The organism is Nostoc sp., from assembly GCF_036919895.1.
Taxonomy (GTDB): Bacteria; Cyanobacteriota; Cyanobacteriia; order Cyanobacteriales; family Nostocaceae; genus Nostoc.
On sequence record NZ_JBALBW010000060.1, the window covers coordinates 96,140 to 114,088 of the forward strand.

Here is a 17,949-nt window from a genome sequence, read left to right on the forward strand (position 1 = left end):
TTTCTCTCCCCCTACTTGCCCTGACTGTTTTAACAGATAAATATTCCACAAAACAAAACCAAGCTATTGGCTTATGGGGTTAGCCCCAGGCTAGACCGATAAGCGGCGCGTTGAGACTCACGCCCCACTTGATTGGTAATCTGCTCCCATCTCTGCTCAATCTGCTGCATTGCTTCCTCTTTCGTAATTTTGTCCACTAAGAAATCCGCTCGAATCGCATCAAGGGTTTCGATATATTGTTGATTCTGGGGAATTATCAGATCCAAAACCATATTGGAACTATTCAGGCTGACACCGATCGCCCCTAAGTAGTTATTGGCAGCTTCAAACGACATCCCTGATTTAATCCAAGGATCGGAATTTTTAAATTGCGAAATGCGGTAGGGATTCATCCCCGTTTTGCCAAGAGTAACATCAATATTGGACTGAGCAGGCTGACTCATGTAAGAGAGAAATGCGTAGGCAGCATCCTTTACTTTTGGTGGTGATTTTGCTGCCACCACACCCACCCAGCCCCCGTTGGCAGCGTAGGTTGCGTGATTGACACCCTCAATGGCGTAAGGACAGGTAAACTTATCGCAGACGACCAGTTTGTTAGTCCGGCGATCGAGCACTTGAGTCGTCCCTGGTGTAATTGAAGCACCTACTTTATCTATCACCCTAGACACCGCCTGATCAATAGCGAGGGGGCCAATATCACCCCAGTCAAGGGTCATGGCACATCGCCCGCTCAGAAATGTTTTTCTAGCTGTAGCTAGATTCAGATTTTTATCGTCGGGAACTCCATATTCCACGGTTTGTTTGTAGAGTTCTAGCGCCCTAGCAAATCCGGAATTATTTACTAGAGGTTTCATTGTCTCTGGATCGAAGAACATTCCTTGGGCTGTTCCCTGAGATTGTAGAAAAGAAGCAAAAAATGAGATCGAGAATGTTGTACTGATTTCCTTTGCAACCTTGGCGATACAAGAGCCGTAGTCTGGTTTCCCATCGCCATTAAGGTCTTTGCCATGAAACTGTTTAGCCACTGCTAGATAATCATCCCAAGTTTCGGGAGGCTTTAACCCCGCTTGCTTCAACAAATCCCTGCGGTAATAAACCAGATGAAAATCACCATCTAAGGGAATTGCGTAGGTGCGTCCCTTGTAGTTGGCGCTGAAATCTCGGAATAGGGGTGCAATATCATCCCACTCTAAAGCAGGATCGGATTTTCGGCGATCGGTTAAATCTTCTATATAGCCAGCATCAGCAAAGTCGATTTGCCACTGAGGCAAAATAATAGCTAGATCGTACTCGGAAGCATTGCCAGACCAGTTCTTCTCTAACAATTTGCGAAAATTTATAAAAGGAACCTCCTTTAGCTCGATCTTAGCTCCAGTCAATGCCTCAAACTCAGCAATATGTGTCCCAGCCTTTAGATGAAGTCCTCCAGGATTGGTAACAACATTAATTTTCACCCCGTCGAAGCGTTGAGCGGGTGATGTTTTAGTCTGGGAAGTTGTTTGTGTTAGCCCAGGGGATGAAGCCGTTAGGGGATTGGATTGAAAGAGGCTACAGCCAGGAACGGCGATGCTAATCCATAATGCTGTTAGCATGACAGGCAGATACTTTAATAGTTTCCTCCAGGAGTGCAAGCGTTGCTGCAAAGAAAAAATCATGGGTGCTAAGAGTGTGTCAATGTGAGGTTTACGTTTGGCAAAGCGGCGCTTGTTCTGAAGATTTCAGACCAAGGCTAGACCGATAAGCGGACTTTTGAGACTCGCGCCCCACTGTGTTAGTAATCTGAGAGCAAAAACCAGGAAAATCAGACATTTTATACATCCTCTTCATAGTTTTAATCGGTATATGATTACACTTGGATTTGCCACTTTGGGTTGATTCGATGATTTGACGAGGGAAATTGTTAAATTTTGAATTGCTTAATCCTATTCCATTGCCAACGGTTTTGGTGGTGAGCAAATCTGTTTATGGGTTTAGCCCAAGGCTGGCTCGGTAAGCGGCGCGTTGAGACTCACGTCCCACTTTGTTAGTAATTTGCTCCCATCTCTGTTCAATTTGTTGTATTGCTTGTTCTTTCGTAATTTTGTTCGCTAAGAAATCTGCTCGAATCGCATCGAGGACTTCCATATATTGCTGATTGTTCTTAATTGTCAAATCTAAGACCATATTGGAACTATTCAGGCTGACACCGATCGCTCCTAAATAGCTGTTGGCAGTTTCAGGTGACATCCCGGCTTTAATCCAGGGGTTTGCATTTTCAAATTGAGAAATTCGGTAAGGGTTGAAGCCTGTTTCGCCAAGTGTGACATCAATATTTGACTGAGCCGATTGACTCATGTAGGAGAGAAACGAGTATGCGGCATCTTTCACCCTTGGTGCTGTCTTGGCTGCAACGACACCAACCCATCCCCCATAAGCGGCATAAGGCGCGTGATTGACTCCATCAATGGCGTAAGGACAGGTAAACTTGTCACAAGCAACTAGCTTACTTGTCTTTTGATCGAGAACTTGAGTTGTGCCGGGAGTGATAAAGGCTCCCACTTTGTTAATCACTTTCGACTTAGCAGGATCGATCGCCAACGTGCCTACATCCCCCCAATCAAGGGTCATAGCACACCTCCCACTCAGAAATAATTCTCTTGCTTTGTCCTGACTCAGGTTTTGATCGTCGGGAACTCCATAATCCATCGTTTTTTTGTATATCTCTAATGCCTTGGCAAATCCTGGATTGTTTACCAAGGGCTTCATTGTGTCCGGGTCAAAAAATACCCCTTGTGCCGTTCCCTGAGATTGTAAAAAGGGAGTGACCAATATTGATGCACTATATTCCTTGGGACGCTTTTCAATACAAGAGCCGTAGTCTGGTTCACCGTCGCCATTCAGGTCTTTGCGGTGAAATCGCTGGGCGATCGCTAGATACTCATCCCACGTTTCTGGAGGCGTTAACCCCGCTGACTTGAACAAATCTGTGCGGTAATAAATTATATGAAAGTCGCCATCCAAGGGAATAGTGTAGGTGCGTCCCTTGTAAATCGCGCTAAAATTCCGAAACAGGGGAGCAATATCCTGCCATTGCAAAGCAGTATCAGACTTCGTGCGATCGCTTAAATCTGCCAAATAACCAGCATCAGCAAAGTCGATTTTCCACTGAGGTAAAATAACCGCCATATCGTACTTTGATTTCTGACCAGACCAGTTATTTTGCAGCGTGTCATACAAATCTTTAAACGGAACAGTAGTCAGATTGACCTTTGCTCCAGTCAAGGCTTCAAACCCAGCAATATGTCGCGCAGTCGCCGTTTTTTGCGCTCCATCATGGGTAATGACATTAATCGTCACACCATCAAAGCGTTGTGTAGTCGGATTGAATCGGGTGGAATCAGGAGATGAAGCTGTTTGAGAATTGGGTGGGGACAAACTACAACCTGGAATCCCTAAACTCAACCATAGGGCAGCTAGGAAAATGAGACAATAGCGAATTCGCCGCCATTGAGAGCGAAAGTTTTGCCAATTAGACATTTTTGTGATTCCTTTTGATTGTTATAAATTCAATGCCACAGTTTTAACTGGTAAGGTAATCACAAACTCTGTTCCTTGTCCCAATGCAGAAGTGCAGTTAAGATTACCACTGTGTTTTTCCACAACAATTTGCCGTGCGATCGCTAACCCCAGCCCCGTGCCTTTACCGACAGCTTTGGTAGTAAATAAGTGGTCAAAAATCTTTTGTTTTACCGATTCACTCATCCCTTTACCGTTATCAGTAATGGTAATTTTTACCATTTCATCTTCGACCGATGTTTGAATGGTAATGCAGTTAGGATTAGCTTGAATTTCTGCAAAACTTAGACCATGATTAGATTCATCTAAGGCATCAATGGCATTAGCAAGAATATTCATAAATACCTGATTTAATTGACCGGGAAAGCAATTAATCGCCGGGATATTACCATAGTTGGTGACGACTTCAATGGCTGGACGAGTCTCGTTGGCTTTGAGGCGATGGCGTAAAATTAAGATTGTGCTATCAATGCCTTCGTGGAGGTGTGAAGGTTTGTTTTTGGTCGCTATCGGCACGGGAGAAGGTGCGGAGACTCTTGCTGATGGATGTGATGCGATCGCCACCATCTTTCATGGCTCTAATTAATTTGGGTAAATCATCCCGTAAATATTCCAGGTCGATTGTCTCTAATTCCTCTTCAATCTCCGTCCCAGGTTGGGGGAATTGCTCCTTGTAGAGGTCAATTAGTCCAAATAGGTCATTGATGGAATTTTGGACAGCACCAATGTTGCCAATAATACAGCCGACGGGATTGTTGATTTCGTGAGCGACACCAGCGACTAAGTTACCTAGCGCCGACATTTTTTCACTTTGAACTATTTGTAATTGAGCATTTTGCAAGTCGGTGAGGGTCTGCTGGACTTGATTGTAAAGCCGTGCATTTTCTAGAAAAATCGCCACTTGAGTGCAGAGGAAGTCGAGAATAATGATGCGATCGCTGGTAAATACACTACTGGTTAAGTGATTATTGAGATACAAAATACCAACCAAATTTCCTTGATTGAGAATGGGTAAACACAGGACACTTTTCGGCTGGTGTTGTCTCAAATAATCACCAATTACGGGTAAATCGGTTTCTAAATCGTTAATCACCACGGCTTGTTGAGTGTTTTTGACATATTGAATCAGTTTGACGGGGAGATTGGGGTTGTTTTCCAGGGGTTCGGAGTAGAGTTCGGTGGCCGTAGCCCGCATTTCTCACAAGCTTTAAGCGAAGAAGTGGCAAGAGGGGCGGAGGAGCGGAGGAGCGGAGGAGCAGAGGGGAAAGAAATTGTACAATATCTCTGCTCCCCTGCTCCCCTGCACAAGGTTTTGAGAGATGTGGTGAGAAATCCGGGCTAAGGTGTTGCATAGTGCGATCGCAATTCGTAAAAAATCATCTAGAGACGCGATATATCGCGTCTGGTCAGAGGTGAAATAATCTTTTAAAGAAATCCCCCCAAAGTCTTCCATCACCAGCGCATAGCCATTTTGATAGGGTTCTAGGCTATAGGTTTGGATGATCAGAGGTGAGTTAAGATTTTTGGCAATAGTATACTGATTGCGAAATTGTACCAATTCCGAGAAACTGGGATAAGGATTTTCAGCAGTTTAATCACTACAGGTTTTTGGTCAATCTCTCGAACTGCGCGATAAACCACAGTGCGAGAACCATTGTAGAGTTCAACGCTTACTTGATATCCGAGAATACTTACTGGAGTCATTGTTCTGCCACCAAAATCTTGACAATTCTGGATTTAGTATTCCCAGATCATAAAATGGGTTTATTGTTGCGAGGGAACTTATCAGATGGAATACTCCATTCCCCTACCTCTGCTCCCAACGGCGGCTGAACTCCCCGACTCGGATGATACTCCTGTGGATAACGAACTACAAAACCTGGTTCCTAACTTACTGTTAGCTATTCTGTCCGCTATTTGGAGCGATCGCACCGATTGGTTCTTTGGTGTAGACATGGGTATCTACTACCTCCCGACTGCACCGAGAAAATCCATTGTCCCCGATGGCTTTTTAAGCTTGGGTGTCCAACGACGGCGACGACCGCCGAACGGAAGACTCAGTTATGTGCTTTGGGAAGAAAATTGGACACCACCCATTTTAGTTGTCGAAATCGTCTCTCAAACATACAGTGGAGAATACGATATTAAAATGGGCAAATATTTGGATTTAGGGGTATTGTATTACGTCATCTACAATCCAGAATATTGGCAACGGGATAATCACGCTCCCTTTGAAGTGTATCAACGGGTTGATGATGAATTTGTGTTGCAGTCACAAGAGCAGTTTTGGATACCGGAGTTGCAGTTGGGAATTGGGGTAGCTGCGGGGATTCATAAAGGGTGGGAGCGAGACTGGTTATTTTGGTTTGATCGAGCTGGCTCACGCTTCCTTACCCCCGATGAACGCATAGAACAGGCAGAGCAAGCCCTACAAGACTTGCGTTATCGTCTTCAGCAGCGAGGTATCGATCCAGATAATTTGTAACTTCTATAGGGGTAGTGAAATTATAAATTTTGTGCCTTGGTTGAGTGCAGATTCCACAGCGATCGCCCCTGCGTGAGTTGATTCGACGATTTGTCGAGCGATCGCCAACCCCAGCCCCGTGCCTTTCCCGACAGCTTTGGTAGTAAATAAGTGGTCAAAAATCTTTTGTTTTACCGATTCACTCATCCCTTTACCGTTATCAGTAATGGTAATTTTTACCATTTCATCTTCGACCGATGTTTGAATGGTAATGCAGTTAGGATTAGCTTGAATTTCTGCAAAAGTCCGACCATTATTTGATTCATCTAATGCATCAATAGCATTAGCAAGAATATTCATAAATACCTGATTTAATTGACCGGGAAAGCAATTAATCGCCGGGATATTACCATAGTTTGTGACAACTTCAATGGCTGGACGAGTCTCGTTGGCTTTGAGACGATGGCGTAAAATCAAGATGGTGCTATCAATGCCTTCGTGGAGATTGAAGGTTTGTTTTTGGTCGCTATCGGCACGGGAGAAGGTGCGGAGGCTTTTGCTGATAGACTTGATGCGATCGCCACCATCTTTCATGGCTCTAATTAAGTTGGGTAAATCATCTCGTAAATATTCCAGGTCAATTGTCTCTAATTCTTCTTCAATTTCCGGGCCAGGTTGAGGGAATTGCTCCTTGTAGAGGTCAATTAGTCCAAATAGGTCATTGATGGAATTTTGGACAGCACCAACGTTGCCAATAATGCAGCCGACGGGATTGTTGATTTCGTGGGCTACCCCTGCGACTAAGTTACCTAATGCTGACATTTTCTCACTTTGGACAATTTGGAGTTGGGCATTTTCCAGATTGTTTAATGCCTGTTCTAGTTGTTGAGCATATTGCTGCGATCGCTCATAAAGTCGGGCATTTTCTAGGGAGATGGCTGCTTGAGCGCAGAGTAAGTTGAGCAGTTGGACGCGATCGCTTGTAAACGCCCCAGTTACTAAATTATTTTCTAGATATAAAATTCCCAGGAACTTACCTTGATGCAAAATCGGGCTACACAAAATACTTTTGGGCTGCTGACGCATGATATAGGGGTCATTGACTAAGTTCAGATCGGCCGTTGCATCAATCAACACAGCAGTCTGTCTGTCGTGCAAGACTTTATAAATCAGCTTCAGGGGAATATCTTGGCTCTCTTCAACCGGAAGGCGCTGCAAAACCACCGACTCCGAACCTTCAACAATTGACCCTTTAATTAACAGGCGTTCGTCTCGCAATAGCATGAATACGCATTTATTAGCCCCGGCATTTTTGATAACGATAGAAAGCAACGATGAAAGCAGTTTTTCCAGTTCGATTTCGCCTGAGATCGTTTGGGAAGCTTTAAGAATAGCGGCTAAATCTAAAGCAACAGAGACGCTGCTACTGCTGGAACTAGGGGAACTAGTGGATGTGACACTCCCCAAAACGAAGATAGTTTCGTTAGTTGACAGAGGAGAACGGGTTTGCTGGAGGATGGAGGCGAGGAGTTGAGGATAGCGTTTTTCCAAGTCGGCGACTTTGGCTTTTGCACCCCAACGAGCATAGCCATAATAGGCTTCAATCATGTATTCCTGGGCAATACGCTTTTTGCCCCAATCTAGATAGAATTTGGCTGCTAGTTCATTGGCTAAGGCTTCTTCGTTGATAAATTGATGTGTTTTGGCAAGAGCGATGGCTTGGTCGTAACACTCACTAGCTGCGGCTTTTTCACCCAAAACTCGATGACGTTCAGCCTCAACTAGATACCATTTATGTAAATGATTCATCGGGGCATTTTGCGCCCATTGATGGAGAGCAGTTTGATGAGTTATGGCAATAGCAAGCAGCTTTGCTTGTTCTGCATCTGGCTGGGTGGGGAAGAGTGCTAGATGAGTTAGCGCAGCATAAAAATGGAAAATAGAAGTAAAAAACATTCCCGATACTGCCATCAAGTAGGACTTGACTGAGGTAATGTAATCGAGGGCAGCCTGATAATTGCCAAAGTAGTAGGCAAGCAGCAGTTTGTAGATGTAGACAATGGCGATCGAGGTAAGATCGTTATCTTGCTGGTGCTTCGGCAGCATTAGCGTCTCATTATAAATAGTGCCAGTTAAGCAATGTGGTTGGCTTACAGTTTCTCTCAAATGCTCCACCGTTTGCCGCACCATATCCGAATAAATATGCGCCGAATCTTGCTTCATCTGAGCTAGGACAGCATTGTAAGCAGCCAATTCGGATGACAACGTATCCACCTCTACACCTGCGAAAAGCGCATTACAGGCGTAACCTGCTATGTTGTAGCCAGCGTAGAGAAAATCGCCTGTTTCTATGCCAATGGTGTAGCCATCTTTCAGTGTCGGTAATGTTGCCAAGACTGCTTGCTGGTGATGTTGGATGAAAGATCCAAACAAGTTTAAAGTCAGGGACTTCATAGACTGAGCATTCAACCCCTCTAGCAACGAGAGCGCTAATCTACCAAACTCGTAGCCTGTTTCGACTTTGCCCAAAAAGGCACATAGGATCATGCCATGAAGCCCATATCCTACCGTCGAGGCTGGGGCATTGCCAAACTGGAGCGACAACTTCACCATCGTTGCACCCAAGAGGGGCAGTAATCCGGGCATTCCCAGCAACACTGGTGCAAACAACACTCCTAATAGTTGCATCGCCGCGATCGCGGTGGGATCGCTCATCTTAGGTAAATTAACCAGAGCAGATGGATTGTTACCCCTTTGAAGGCTTGCAAGCTCTTCTAGCACTTTGCCCATTTGGGCTTCATCGGTTGCATCCGGTAAATCTACCCCTAATTGACTCAGTGCATCCCTTCCCACTGCGATCGCTTCTAATATTTGGCTCTGAGCCATTTGTGCAGCGATTTGAATTTCGTAGATTTTAACTTTGTCTAAAATGGTCTGAGCTTTTTGCAACACTACTGCGGTTAGCTGTTCCATCTCCTCAAAGTCACCATTCAAATAGCTAGCTTCAGCAGTGGTAACATACAGATTCAGAGTCAATTCATACTGATGTTGCCAGCAGTCTGGCTGTAATAGCTTCATCCCGGTTTGGAAATAAACTCTTGCTGCGGCGTAGGCTGTCGAATTTCTCGCCTTGACTCCAGCTTTGAAGTTCAGTTGAGCAAGTACTTCTCGTTCGCTCACTTGAGTAATTAACTCTTGTCCTAAATTCAAATGCAGGACAATATCAAACAGTTTTTCCTCAAGCTCAATCTTGGACAAGTTTTGTCGCAGTAACTGCCCAATTTGCAGATGAGTTGCTGTTTTTTGCTCATCGGGAATTAGGGAATAAGCCGCTTGTTGTACTCGGTCATGTAAAAATTTGTATGTAACAGTCTCTTGATTTTCTTGAGTAACTACAAGATTATCTTGCCCAATATAAAACTTATAAACATCACCAATCGGTAAAATCAACCCTGATTGTAATGCTTTCCACAAAGCAGCAGCTGTCTCAATTTGGGATTGTTCGGAAATAATTGCCAAAGTTGCTAAATCAAACTGGTTGCCAATACAAGCAGCTAACTGCAATACCTGTTGAGTTGATGGCGGTAGTTTTCCTAATTGCAATGGGATAAAGGCTACAATGTCATCTGTAACCGCTTGAATTGTCACTTGGGCAATATCAAATTGCCAACAGCCGAACTTCAAATCAAATTGAATCAGATTTTCTTGATGCAGTGCTTTGAGAAACTGGGTTGTGAAAAACGGATTCCCTTTGGTTTTCTGATAAATCAATACAGAAAGAGACCATGCCAAACTTTCTGGAGATTTCAATGTGTCAGCAACTAGCTGATTTACTTGCTCTTGACTCAGTGGTGCTAAAGTAATCTTATTAATCGTTGCTTGAGTTTTTTGAATCTCACTCAAAGTCAACATTAAGGGATGTGCTGGATTAACTTCGTTATCACGGTAAGCACCAATTAATAAAAGATGACCTGTATCAGCCATTAAAAGCTGTATTAACTTTAGTGATGCTGAATCTGCCCATTGCAAATCATCTAAAAACATCACTAATGGATGTTCTGGGTTGGTAAAAACTTGGGTGAATTTTTGAACCAATAAATTAAATCTATTTTGGGCCGCTGTTCCTGATAACTCTATGGCTGCTGGCTGTCCACCAATAATTGTTTCTAGTTCTGGGATGACTTCAATAATTACCTGTCCATTTTCGCCAACTGCCTCTAAAATTTTGTTTTTCCATTGCTGAATTTGAGCATCGCTTTCTGTTAACAATTGCTCCATTAAATCTCGAAATGCTTGCACAAATGCACTGAAGGGAATACTACGATTAAATTGGTCAAATTTCCCTTTGATAAAATAGCCGCGTTGTCGCACAATAGGCTTATGAACTTCGTTGACAACCACAGTTTTCCCAATACCAGAAAACCCCGCAACCAGCATCATTTCTGTTGCGCCAAGGCTGACTCTTTCAAATGCTTGAAGTAAGGTTTCTACTTCGGTTTCTCTGCCATAGAGTTTATCAGGGATGATGAAGCGATCGCACACATCCCGTTGGGCAATTGAGAAGTTTTCTATTGTGCCCGTTTCCTTCAATTGAATCAAGCAGTTTTCTAAGTCATATTTTAGCCCTAATGCGCTCTGATAGCGGTCTTCAGAATTTTTCGCCATCAACTTACTGACAATTGCAGAGAGCAGAGATGGAATTGCTGAATTAATTTCGTGTACTAAGGTTGCTGTTTTCGCAAGATGACAATGTACCAACTCCATCGCATCCTCTGACTGAAATGGTAATTTTCCAGTGAGTAATTGATAAAAAGTCACACCGACTGAATAAAAATCAGTGCGGTAGTCAATCCCGCGATTCATCCGTCCAGTTTGTTCTGGTGAAATATAAGCCAGCGTTCCTTCCAGCACATTCGGATTGAGGAGGGTTTGTGTTTCTCTTGGTAGCAGAGATGCAATGCTAAAGTCAATTAATTTAACTTGTTTGGTTTCAGGATTAATGAGAATATTGGCGGGTTTAATATCTTTATGTATAATCCGCTCCCGATACAATATATCTAAGGTGTTGCAGAGTGCGATCGCAATCTGCAAAAATTCCTGTAAAAATGCGATATATTGCCTCTGTTCAGAGGTGAAATAATCTTTTAAAGAAATCCCCCCAAAGTCTTCCATCACCAGCGCATAGACATTTTGATAGGGTTCCAGGCTATAGGTTTGGATGATGAGAGGTGAGTTAAGATTTTTGGCTATGGTGTATTGATTCCGAAATTGTACTAGTTCACTAAAACTTGGATATGGATTCTTTAGCAGTTTAATGACTACAGGTAATGAGTCAGTCTCTCGATACCCCCGATAAACTAGGGTTCTGGAACCATTGTAGAGTTCCTCACTGATGTGATATCCGGGAATATTGACAAGAGTGCTAACCATATATATTGCTAAATCCTGAAGATTTCCAGATTTAGTATTCCCAAATATCTGAAGCTGTTTAACAATGAGAGCTAAAAATTATACCGGGATTTCAATGATAAATTCTGTACCCTCACCCAAAACCGAGTTACAACTTAATTTACCACTGTGAGTTGATTCGACAATTTGCCGTGCGATCGCTAATCCTAAACCTGTGCCTTTACCGACAGATTTTGTCGTGAATAAATGGTCAAAGATTTTATTTTTAACCTCTTCTTTAATACCCTTGCCGTTATCACTTATAGCAATTTTTATAGTGTTATTTTCTATCGAAGTCTTAATTAAAATTCTGTTAATATTGGCTTGAATTTCCTCAAACTTATGTCCTAAATTAGACTCATCTAAGGCATCAATTGCATTAGCAATTATATTCATAAATACCTGATTTAGTTGTCCAGGAAAACATTCTAATTGAGGTAAATTATCGTAGTTGGTGATAACTTCAATAGCAGGACGTTGTTCATTGCCCTTCAGACGATGTTTCAAAATTAAAATTGTGCTATCGATTCCTTGGTGGATATTGAAGGGCACTTTGTAGTCTTGATCGGCACGAGAGAAAGTTCTCAAACTAGTGCTGATGTTTTTTAGCCTGTCGCACGCCATAGTCATGGAATCAATGATCTTGGGTAAATCTTCTAAGCTATAATCCAAGTCGATTTCTTCGGCATGATCTCTAATTTCATCACTCATGTTAGGCAAGCTTTGTTGATAAAGTTTTAAGTGGTCAACAATATCAGCGATGGTGGGTTTAGCTTGTTTGAGACTGGCAGCAATAAAACCGAGGGGATTATTCATTTCATGAGCCACACCAGCAACTAAGTTGCCCAGTGCCGACATTTTTTCATTTTGAATAATTTGTAATTGAGCGTGTTGTAAATCGATCAAGGCTTGTTGCAAATCTTGTGATTTCTGCTGCAAGGCAAGTTCAGCAAGTTTGCGTTCGGATTCAAGCCGCGCCCTTTCGCTAATATCTCGCATCACAACGACTGCACCGAGTTTGTTACCCGAAGAATCGAAGATTGCTTGTCCGCTAGCTAACAAAATTCTCTTAGAACCATGCTTCGGTGCAATTACCATTTCAGCATTTTCGACTATTTGCCCTTGCAAGGCGCGAAACAATGGAATTTCTGTGGTTGATAGAGGTGTTTGCCCATCTGGTTGATAGAGATCGAAATGTTCTGTCCACTGTTCTGCTGGTAATGATTCTACTGGTAAGCCATGAAAGTCACGAGTTGCTTTGTTAAATAAAGTCAATTTGCCACTAGCATCACAAACAACAATCCCATCAATAATATTGTGAATGATCGCATTCAAAAACTCTCGTTCTTTGGCTAGAGATTCTTCAGCCTGTTTGCCATTGCTAATATCAATCATCACCCCATCCCAGATGATTGCGCCATCGGCTTGTGGCTCTGGGCGAGCAGTAGATCGAACCCATTTCACGGTTTCTGAAGGCAAGATAATGCGACATTCTATCTCAAATGGCGTGAGAGTTTGGGCTGAGTAGCCGATCGCTTTTTCAATAGCTGCGCGATCGTCAGGATGATTCATTTCGTAAAGGCTATGCGTCCCTGTCATCACCAACTCTGGCGCTAACCCATACAAATCGAAACAGCCAGAACTAACGTAGGGTGTGGAAGTGGAACCGTCGGGGGCTAGACGGAATTGGTACACCATACCAGGAATATTATTCGCCAAATTTTGGAAGCGGGTTTCACTAGCCTGTAATTTCGCTAGAGATTGTTTCAACTGTTGAGCATAGTTCTGGGAATTTCGATAAAGTCGGGCATTTTCTAGAGAAATTGCGGCTTGAGCGCAAATTAAGTTCAGCAGTTCGACGCGATCGCTTGTAAAGGCTCCAGTTACCAAATTATTTTCCAGATACAATATTCCTAGCAATTTACCTTGATGCAAAATCGGGCTACATAAGATACTTTTGACTTGTTGTTGCTGAATATACGCATCATTAATTAATTGCGGATGCACCGTAGCATTCATAATTACCGCAGGTTTTAAACTGCGTTTGACGGTATTAATTAAGCCAATCGACACATCAACAGAGTCTTCGATGGGTTGCGGGTTGAGCAACATTGAGTAAAAATTGACGTTGACATTGAGAGAAAGCTCTGCTGTGGCCTGAATTAGCAAACGATCTGACTCCAAAAGGATGAACACACACTTATCGGCTCCGGCATTTTCAATGACGATATGCAGCAATACCGAGAGCAGTTTTTCGAGTTCGATTTCGCCAGAAAGGGTTTGAGAAGCTTTGAGAATGGTAGCTAAATCTAAAGCAACAGAGATGCTACTACTGCTAGAAGTGGCGGAACTGGTGGAGGTGACACTCTCCAAGGCGAAGATCGTTTCGTTAGTTGAGAGAGGAGAACGGGTTTGCTGGAGAATGGGGACGAGTAGTTGGGGATAACGTTTTTCCAGATCGGCGACTTTGGCTTTTGCACCCCAGCGAGCATAGCCGTAGTAGGCTTGGGTCATATATTCCCCAGCTACCCGTTCTTTGCCCCAGTTGAGGTAAAATTTAGCGGCTAGCTCATTGGCAAGTGCTTCTTCTTGGATATAACCGTGTTCTTTAGCAAGAGCGATCGCGCGATCGTACAAATCTATTGCCTCGGCTTTGTTGCCTTGGACTCGCTCTCGTTCCGCCTCCACTAGATGAAACTTGTGTAAGAAATTCATCGGCGCATGAGTTGCCCAGTATTTGAGTTTTTCTTGATTGGCAGCGATGCATTCTTTTATTTGCTGCTGTTCTGGGGTTGAAAGTTGCCCAAACCATGCTATTTGGGCTAAAGACTCATAAAAATGAAAGATTGGTACATAGAAAAAAGCCAGGATAGCATCCAAATACTGTCTTGCCTGTCCAGCTTCTTGTACAGCTTGTTCAAACTCTGAAAACAGATAAGATACAACCAGTTTGTTAATCCACAGCAATGCTAGTCCGGTGCGATCGCCTGCTGCTTCATTTAATGGAAGTTGATGCTGTTCATTGTAGGCTGTACCGCTTAATACCACCACGTTATCTGCATCCCCCATTAAATTGAGCAGAATTTGTTGAATCAACTGGGAATAAGTGAGATTGGTATTCTGCTTAAGATGCTTGAGTGCTTCACAATATCCGGCAATTTCTGGCTCTAATTGCGTTAAATTCTGTCCGGCAAAATAGGAATAAAAACCGTAGTTATACGCAGAGTAGCCCGCGAAAGCTAAATCGCCCACATCTAAACAACTACAATAGGCAATCTGCAAGGGCTGTAATGTCTCACGCAGGTGCATTTTCCCATGTCTTGTGTACAAATAAACTAGTAATAAAGTTTTCCCTTTCAATTCAGAATTTTGATAGCGTGAAAGTAGATCGAGGGCTAACTGACCGAATTCATAACCTAATTCAACGTTTCCGAACACACCACACATCAATATTCCATAAGAGACATAGCTAAAAGTCGAGGTTGATTCATTGCCATAGACGACAGACAAATAAACCTTTTTTAAAATCACCAGTAAATACAGCTGTGGCCGGAACAGATAAGCGCAGGGTGCTACTGATGTCAAAATTCGAGCTGCTGCCAGGATGCTTGCATCCATCGCTTCGCTGAGGTTGAGTAACTCAGCAGGTAATCGCTCTCCAATTGCATCTGAGACGGTACTAAAGGCAGCGTCCATATCGTCCTGAGTTGGCGCTATGGGCAGTTCCACTCCTAATTGCTTTAAAATGGTAAGTGCTGCCGCGATCGCTTGGGTAAATTCACCCTGGGCGGTGAATGCCTCAATCTTCACCTCATAGACGCTGATTTGATCTAATGGAGTTTTGGCGTGATTTAGGATTAGGTTGGCAAAGGCTACCATCTGTTCTAAATCACCGCTCAGATAAGCGGCTTCTGTAGCGACTTGATGGAGTGCTAGAGTTAACTCATACTGATGCTGCCAACTGTTTTGGGACAGTAACCCTATACCCACCTGGGCATATTTGCAAGCAGCAGCATAGGCGGTTGCAGCTTTTGCTTTGCGACTTGCCATCAAGTTAAATTGCGCCAATGCTTGACGTTCTGCTGGTTGGGCAATCAACTCAACTGCAACATTGAGTTGACTAACTATTTCAAAAATACGTTCTTCCCGATTGCTTTCGGGGATGTTACTCAAGAGTAACTGCCCAATTTTTAGGTGAGTTGCCTGTTTTTGCTCCTCTGCGATGAAGGAATAGGCAGCTTGCTGGACGCGATCGTGTAAAAATTTGTAAACACAGGTGTCAACCTTCTGTGTTGAGGTTTGGATAGTGGCGGCTGAAGCTTCAGTTTGATAAAACTTGTAGACTTCACTAGTTGGAATGATAAATCCTTCTTGCAATGCTTTCCACAAGTCCGAAGCGGTTTGAGTCTGCGACTTTTCAGAAACGATCGCCAATGTTGCTAAATCAAACTGATTGCCAATACAGGCTGCTAGTTTCAAAACATCTTGAGTGATGTCGGGCAACTTCTGAAGTTGTAGGGCCATAAATTCCACCACATCATCAGTGAGAGTGAGCGATCGCACTTGCGACACATCATACTGCCAAAAACCTACCTCCCAATCAAAGGTAATCAGCCCATCCTCATACAGCGCTTTTAGAAACTGAGTCGTGAAAAAGGGATTGCCTTTGGCTTTTTGATAAACCAACTCTGTCAACGGCAATGCTTGTTCTGTTGTGCAGCTGAGAGAGTCGGCGATTAAATGGTTGACATCTGCTTGACTCAAGGGAGCTAGGGTTAAAGTACTTACACAGGAGGATGCTTTTTCAATTTCATTTATTGTCAACATCAGTGGATGAGCTACAAATACCTCGTTATCGCGGTATGCGCCAATAATGAATAGATAGCCGCTATCACTTTGGCCCATCAACAGCTTCAGCAAATTGAGCGATGCCGAATCTGCCCACTGTAAGTCATCGACAAACATCACCAACGGATGCTCTCTGGTTGTGAACACCTGAATAAACTTTTGGAACAGCAAATTGAAACGGTTCTGTGCTGCACCACCCGATAGTTCTGCGATCGCAGGCTGTTTGCCGATTATCTGCTCTAGTTCAGGAATCACCTCGATCAAAACTTGCCCATTCTCTCCAACTGCCGCTAAAATCCTACTCTGCCATTGCTTCAGTTGACTATCACTTTCATTAAGCAACTGTCCCATCAGGTCACGAAAGGCTTGTACAAAAGCAGATAGAGGAATATTGCGGTTGAATTGGTCATATTTCCCTTTGATGAAGTAACCGTTCCACCGAACAATCGGCTTATGTACCTCATTAACGACTGCGGTTTTGCCAATACCAGAGAAACCTGCCACCAGCATCAGTTGGGAGCCACCATTGGCAATATAGCCAAATGCCTCCAGTAACGTCTGCACTTCTGATTCGCGTCCGTAGAGTTTTTCGGGGATGAGAAAGCGATCGCTGATATCTCGCTGTCCCAAATCAAACCAGGTGTGCTTGCCTGTTTCTCGCCACTCTTCTAAGCAAGTCACTAAGTCATGTTTAATTCCCATCGCACTCTGATAGCGATCTTCGGCATTCTTTGCCATCAGTTTGCGGACAATCTCGCCCAGCATCAAGGGCAAATCGGGGTTGAAATCGCAGATAAAAGGTGGGAGTTTTGCAATGTGACAATGCACCAATTCCATCGGATCTTGGGATTCAAAGGGCAGTTGTCCGCTTAGTAATTCAAAAAAAGTCACACCCAACGCATAGAAATCGCTGCGGTAGTCAATACCTCTATTCATCCGTCCGGTTTGCTCCGGCGACAGATAGGCTAGTGTTCCCTCCAGTCCGTTGGGACTTTGGATTTCTGGAGTTTCCCGTGGTAAAAGTGAGGCAATACTAAAGTCAATCAGCTTGATTTGTTTGCTGTCAGGGTGAATTAATATGTTGGCTGGCTTAATATCTTTGTGAATGACACGCTGTTGATGTAACTGTTGCAGCGTATCTATTAGTTGTAGAGCAATAGCAAAAAATTGCTCTAAAGTTAGTGGTTTTTCTTGGGTAAATTGCCGCAAAGAAATGCCACCAAAGTCTTCCATGACTATGGCATAGCCGTTGCGATAGGCTTCCAGGCTGTAGGGTTTGATAATGCCGGGAATATCTAAGTTTTTAGCGATCGCATATTGGTTGCGAAACTGGACTAATTCGCTAAAACTGGGGTATTCTCGTTTTAAGAGCTTGATGACAACTGGTAGGCGTTGGCGAAGCCCACCGTTCGCGTAGCGTCTCGCAGAGAAGGTATCGCATTCTCGAACTGCCCGATACACTTGGGTACGAGAACCTGAATAAAGTTGTTCTATGGTTCGATACCCAGCGATCCTTAAAGCTCCATCATTTTTTGCGCTCATAAACTTCTACGAAAATCTCTGTATACTAGCGTTATAATTCCCAGGACAATATCTTGGTTAACAAACGTTAGAAAAATTGCATTGGGCATTGG

General features: G+C 43.5%; 6 protein-coding genes and 2 pseudogenes. 1 reads left to right on the forward strand and 7 read right to left on the reverse strand.

The window, feature by feature from the left end:
* Nucleotides 1-71: 71 nt before the first annotated feature.
* From V7K55_RS11285 to V7K55_RS27525, 5 genes and pseudogenes are all read right to left on the reverse strand, one after another.
* Nucleotides 72-1,592 carry an extracellular solute-binding protein gene (locus tag V7K55_RS11285; RefSeq protein WP_334831192.1) on the reverse strand — a complete coding sequence of 507 codons (1,521 nt, stop codon included), beginning with the start codon at nt 1,590-1,592 and terminating at the stop codon, nt 72-74.
* A gap of 91 nt (nt 1,593-1,683) precedes the next feature.
* Complete coding sequence (locus V7K55_RS11290; RefSeq protein WP_334831194.1) at nt 1,684-1,809, reverse strand: hypothetical protein; 126 nt, start codon at nt 1,807-1,809, stop codon at nt 1,684-1,686.
* Between the two features lie 153 nt (nt 1,810-1,962).
* Nucleotides 1,963-3,516: an ABC transporter substrate-binding protein gene (locus V7K55_RS11295; protein ID WP_334831196.1), complete on the reverse strand. Its 1,554-nt coding sequence runs from the start codon at nt 3,514-3,516 to the stop codon at nt 1,963-1,965.
* Nucleotides 3,517-3,537: 21 nt separating this feature from the next.
* Nucleotides 3,538-4,735 (reverse strand): annotated as a pseudogene (locus V7K55_RS11300) (GAF domain-containing sensor histidine kinase); the annotation flags it as partial.
* 159 nt (nt 4,736-4,894) lie between these two features.
* Nucleotides 4,895-5,259: pseudogene (locus V7K55_RS27525) on the reverse strand (hypothetical protein); the annotation flags it as partial.
* An 85-nt stretch (nt 5,260-5,344) separates the two neighbouring features.
* Between V7K55_RS27525 and V7K55_RS11310 the strand changes: the two are divergent.
* Nucleotides 5,345-6,040: a Uma2 family endonuclease gene (locus tag V7K55_RS11310; RefSeq protein ID WP_334831201.1), complete on the forward strand. Its 696-nt coding sequence runs from the start codon at nt 5,345-5,347 to the stop codon at nt 6,038-6,040.
* Nucleotides 6,041-6,043: 3 nt separating this feature from the next.
* On the opposite strand, the gene V7K55_RS11315 is transcribed toward V7K55_RS11310, so the two are convergent.
* Entirely contained in the window at nt 6,044-11,449 is a 5,406-nt protein-coding gene (locus V7K55_RS11315) for a trifunctional serine/threonine-protein kinase/ATP-binding protein/sensor histidine kinase (RefSeq protein ID WP_334831203.1), read from the reverse strand.
* 78 nt (nt 11,450-11,527) lie between these two features.
* Nucleotides 11,528-17,857: an ATP-binding sensor histidine kinase gene (locus V7K55_RS11320; protein ID WP_334831206.1), complete on the reverse strand. Its 6,330-nt coding sequence runs from the start codon at nt 17,855-17,857 to the stop codon at nt 11,528-11,530.
* Nucleotides 17,858-17,949: the final 92 nt, after the last annotated feature.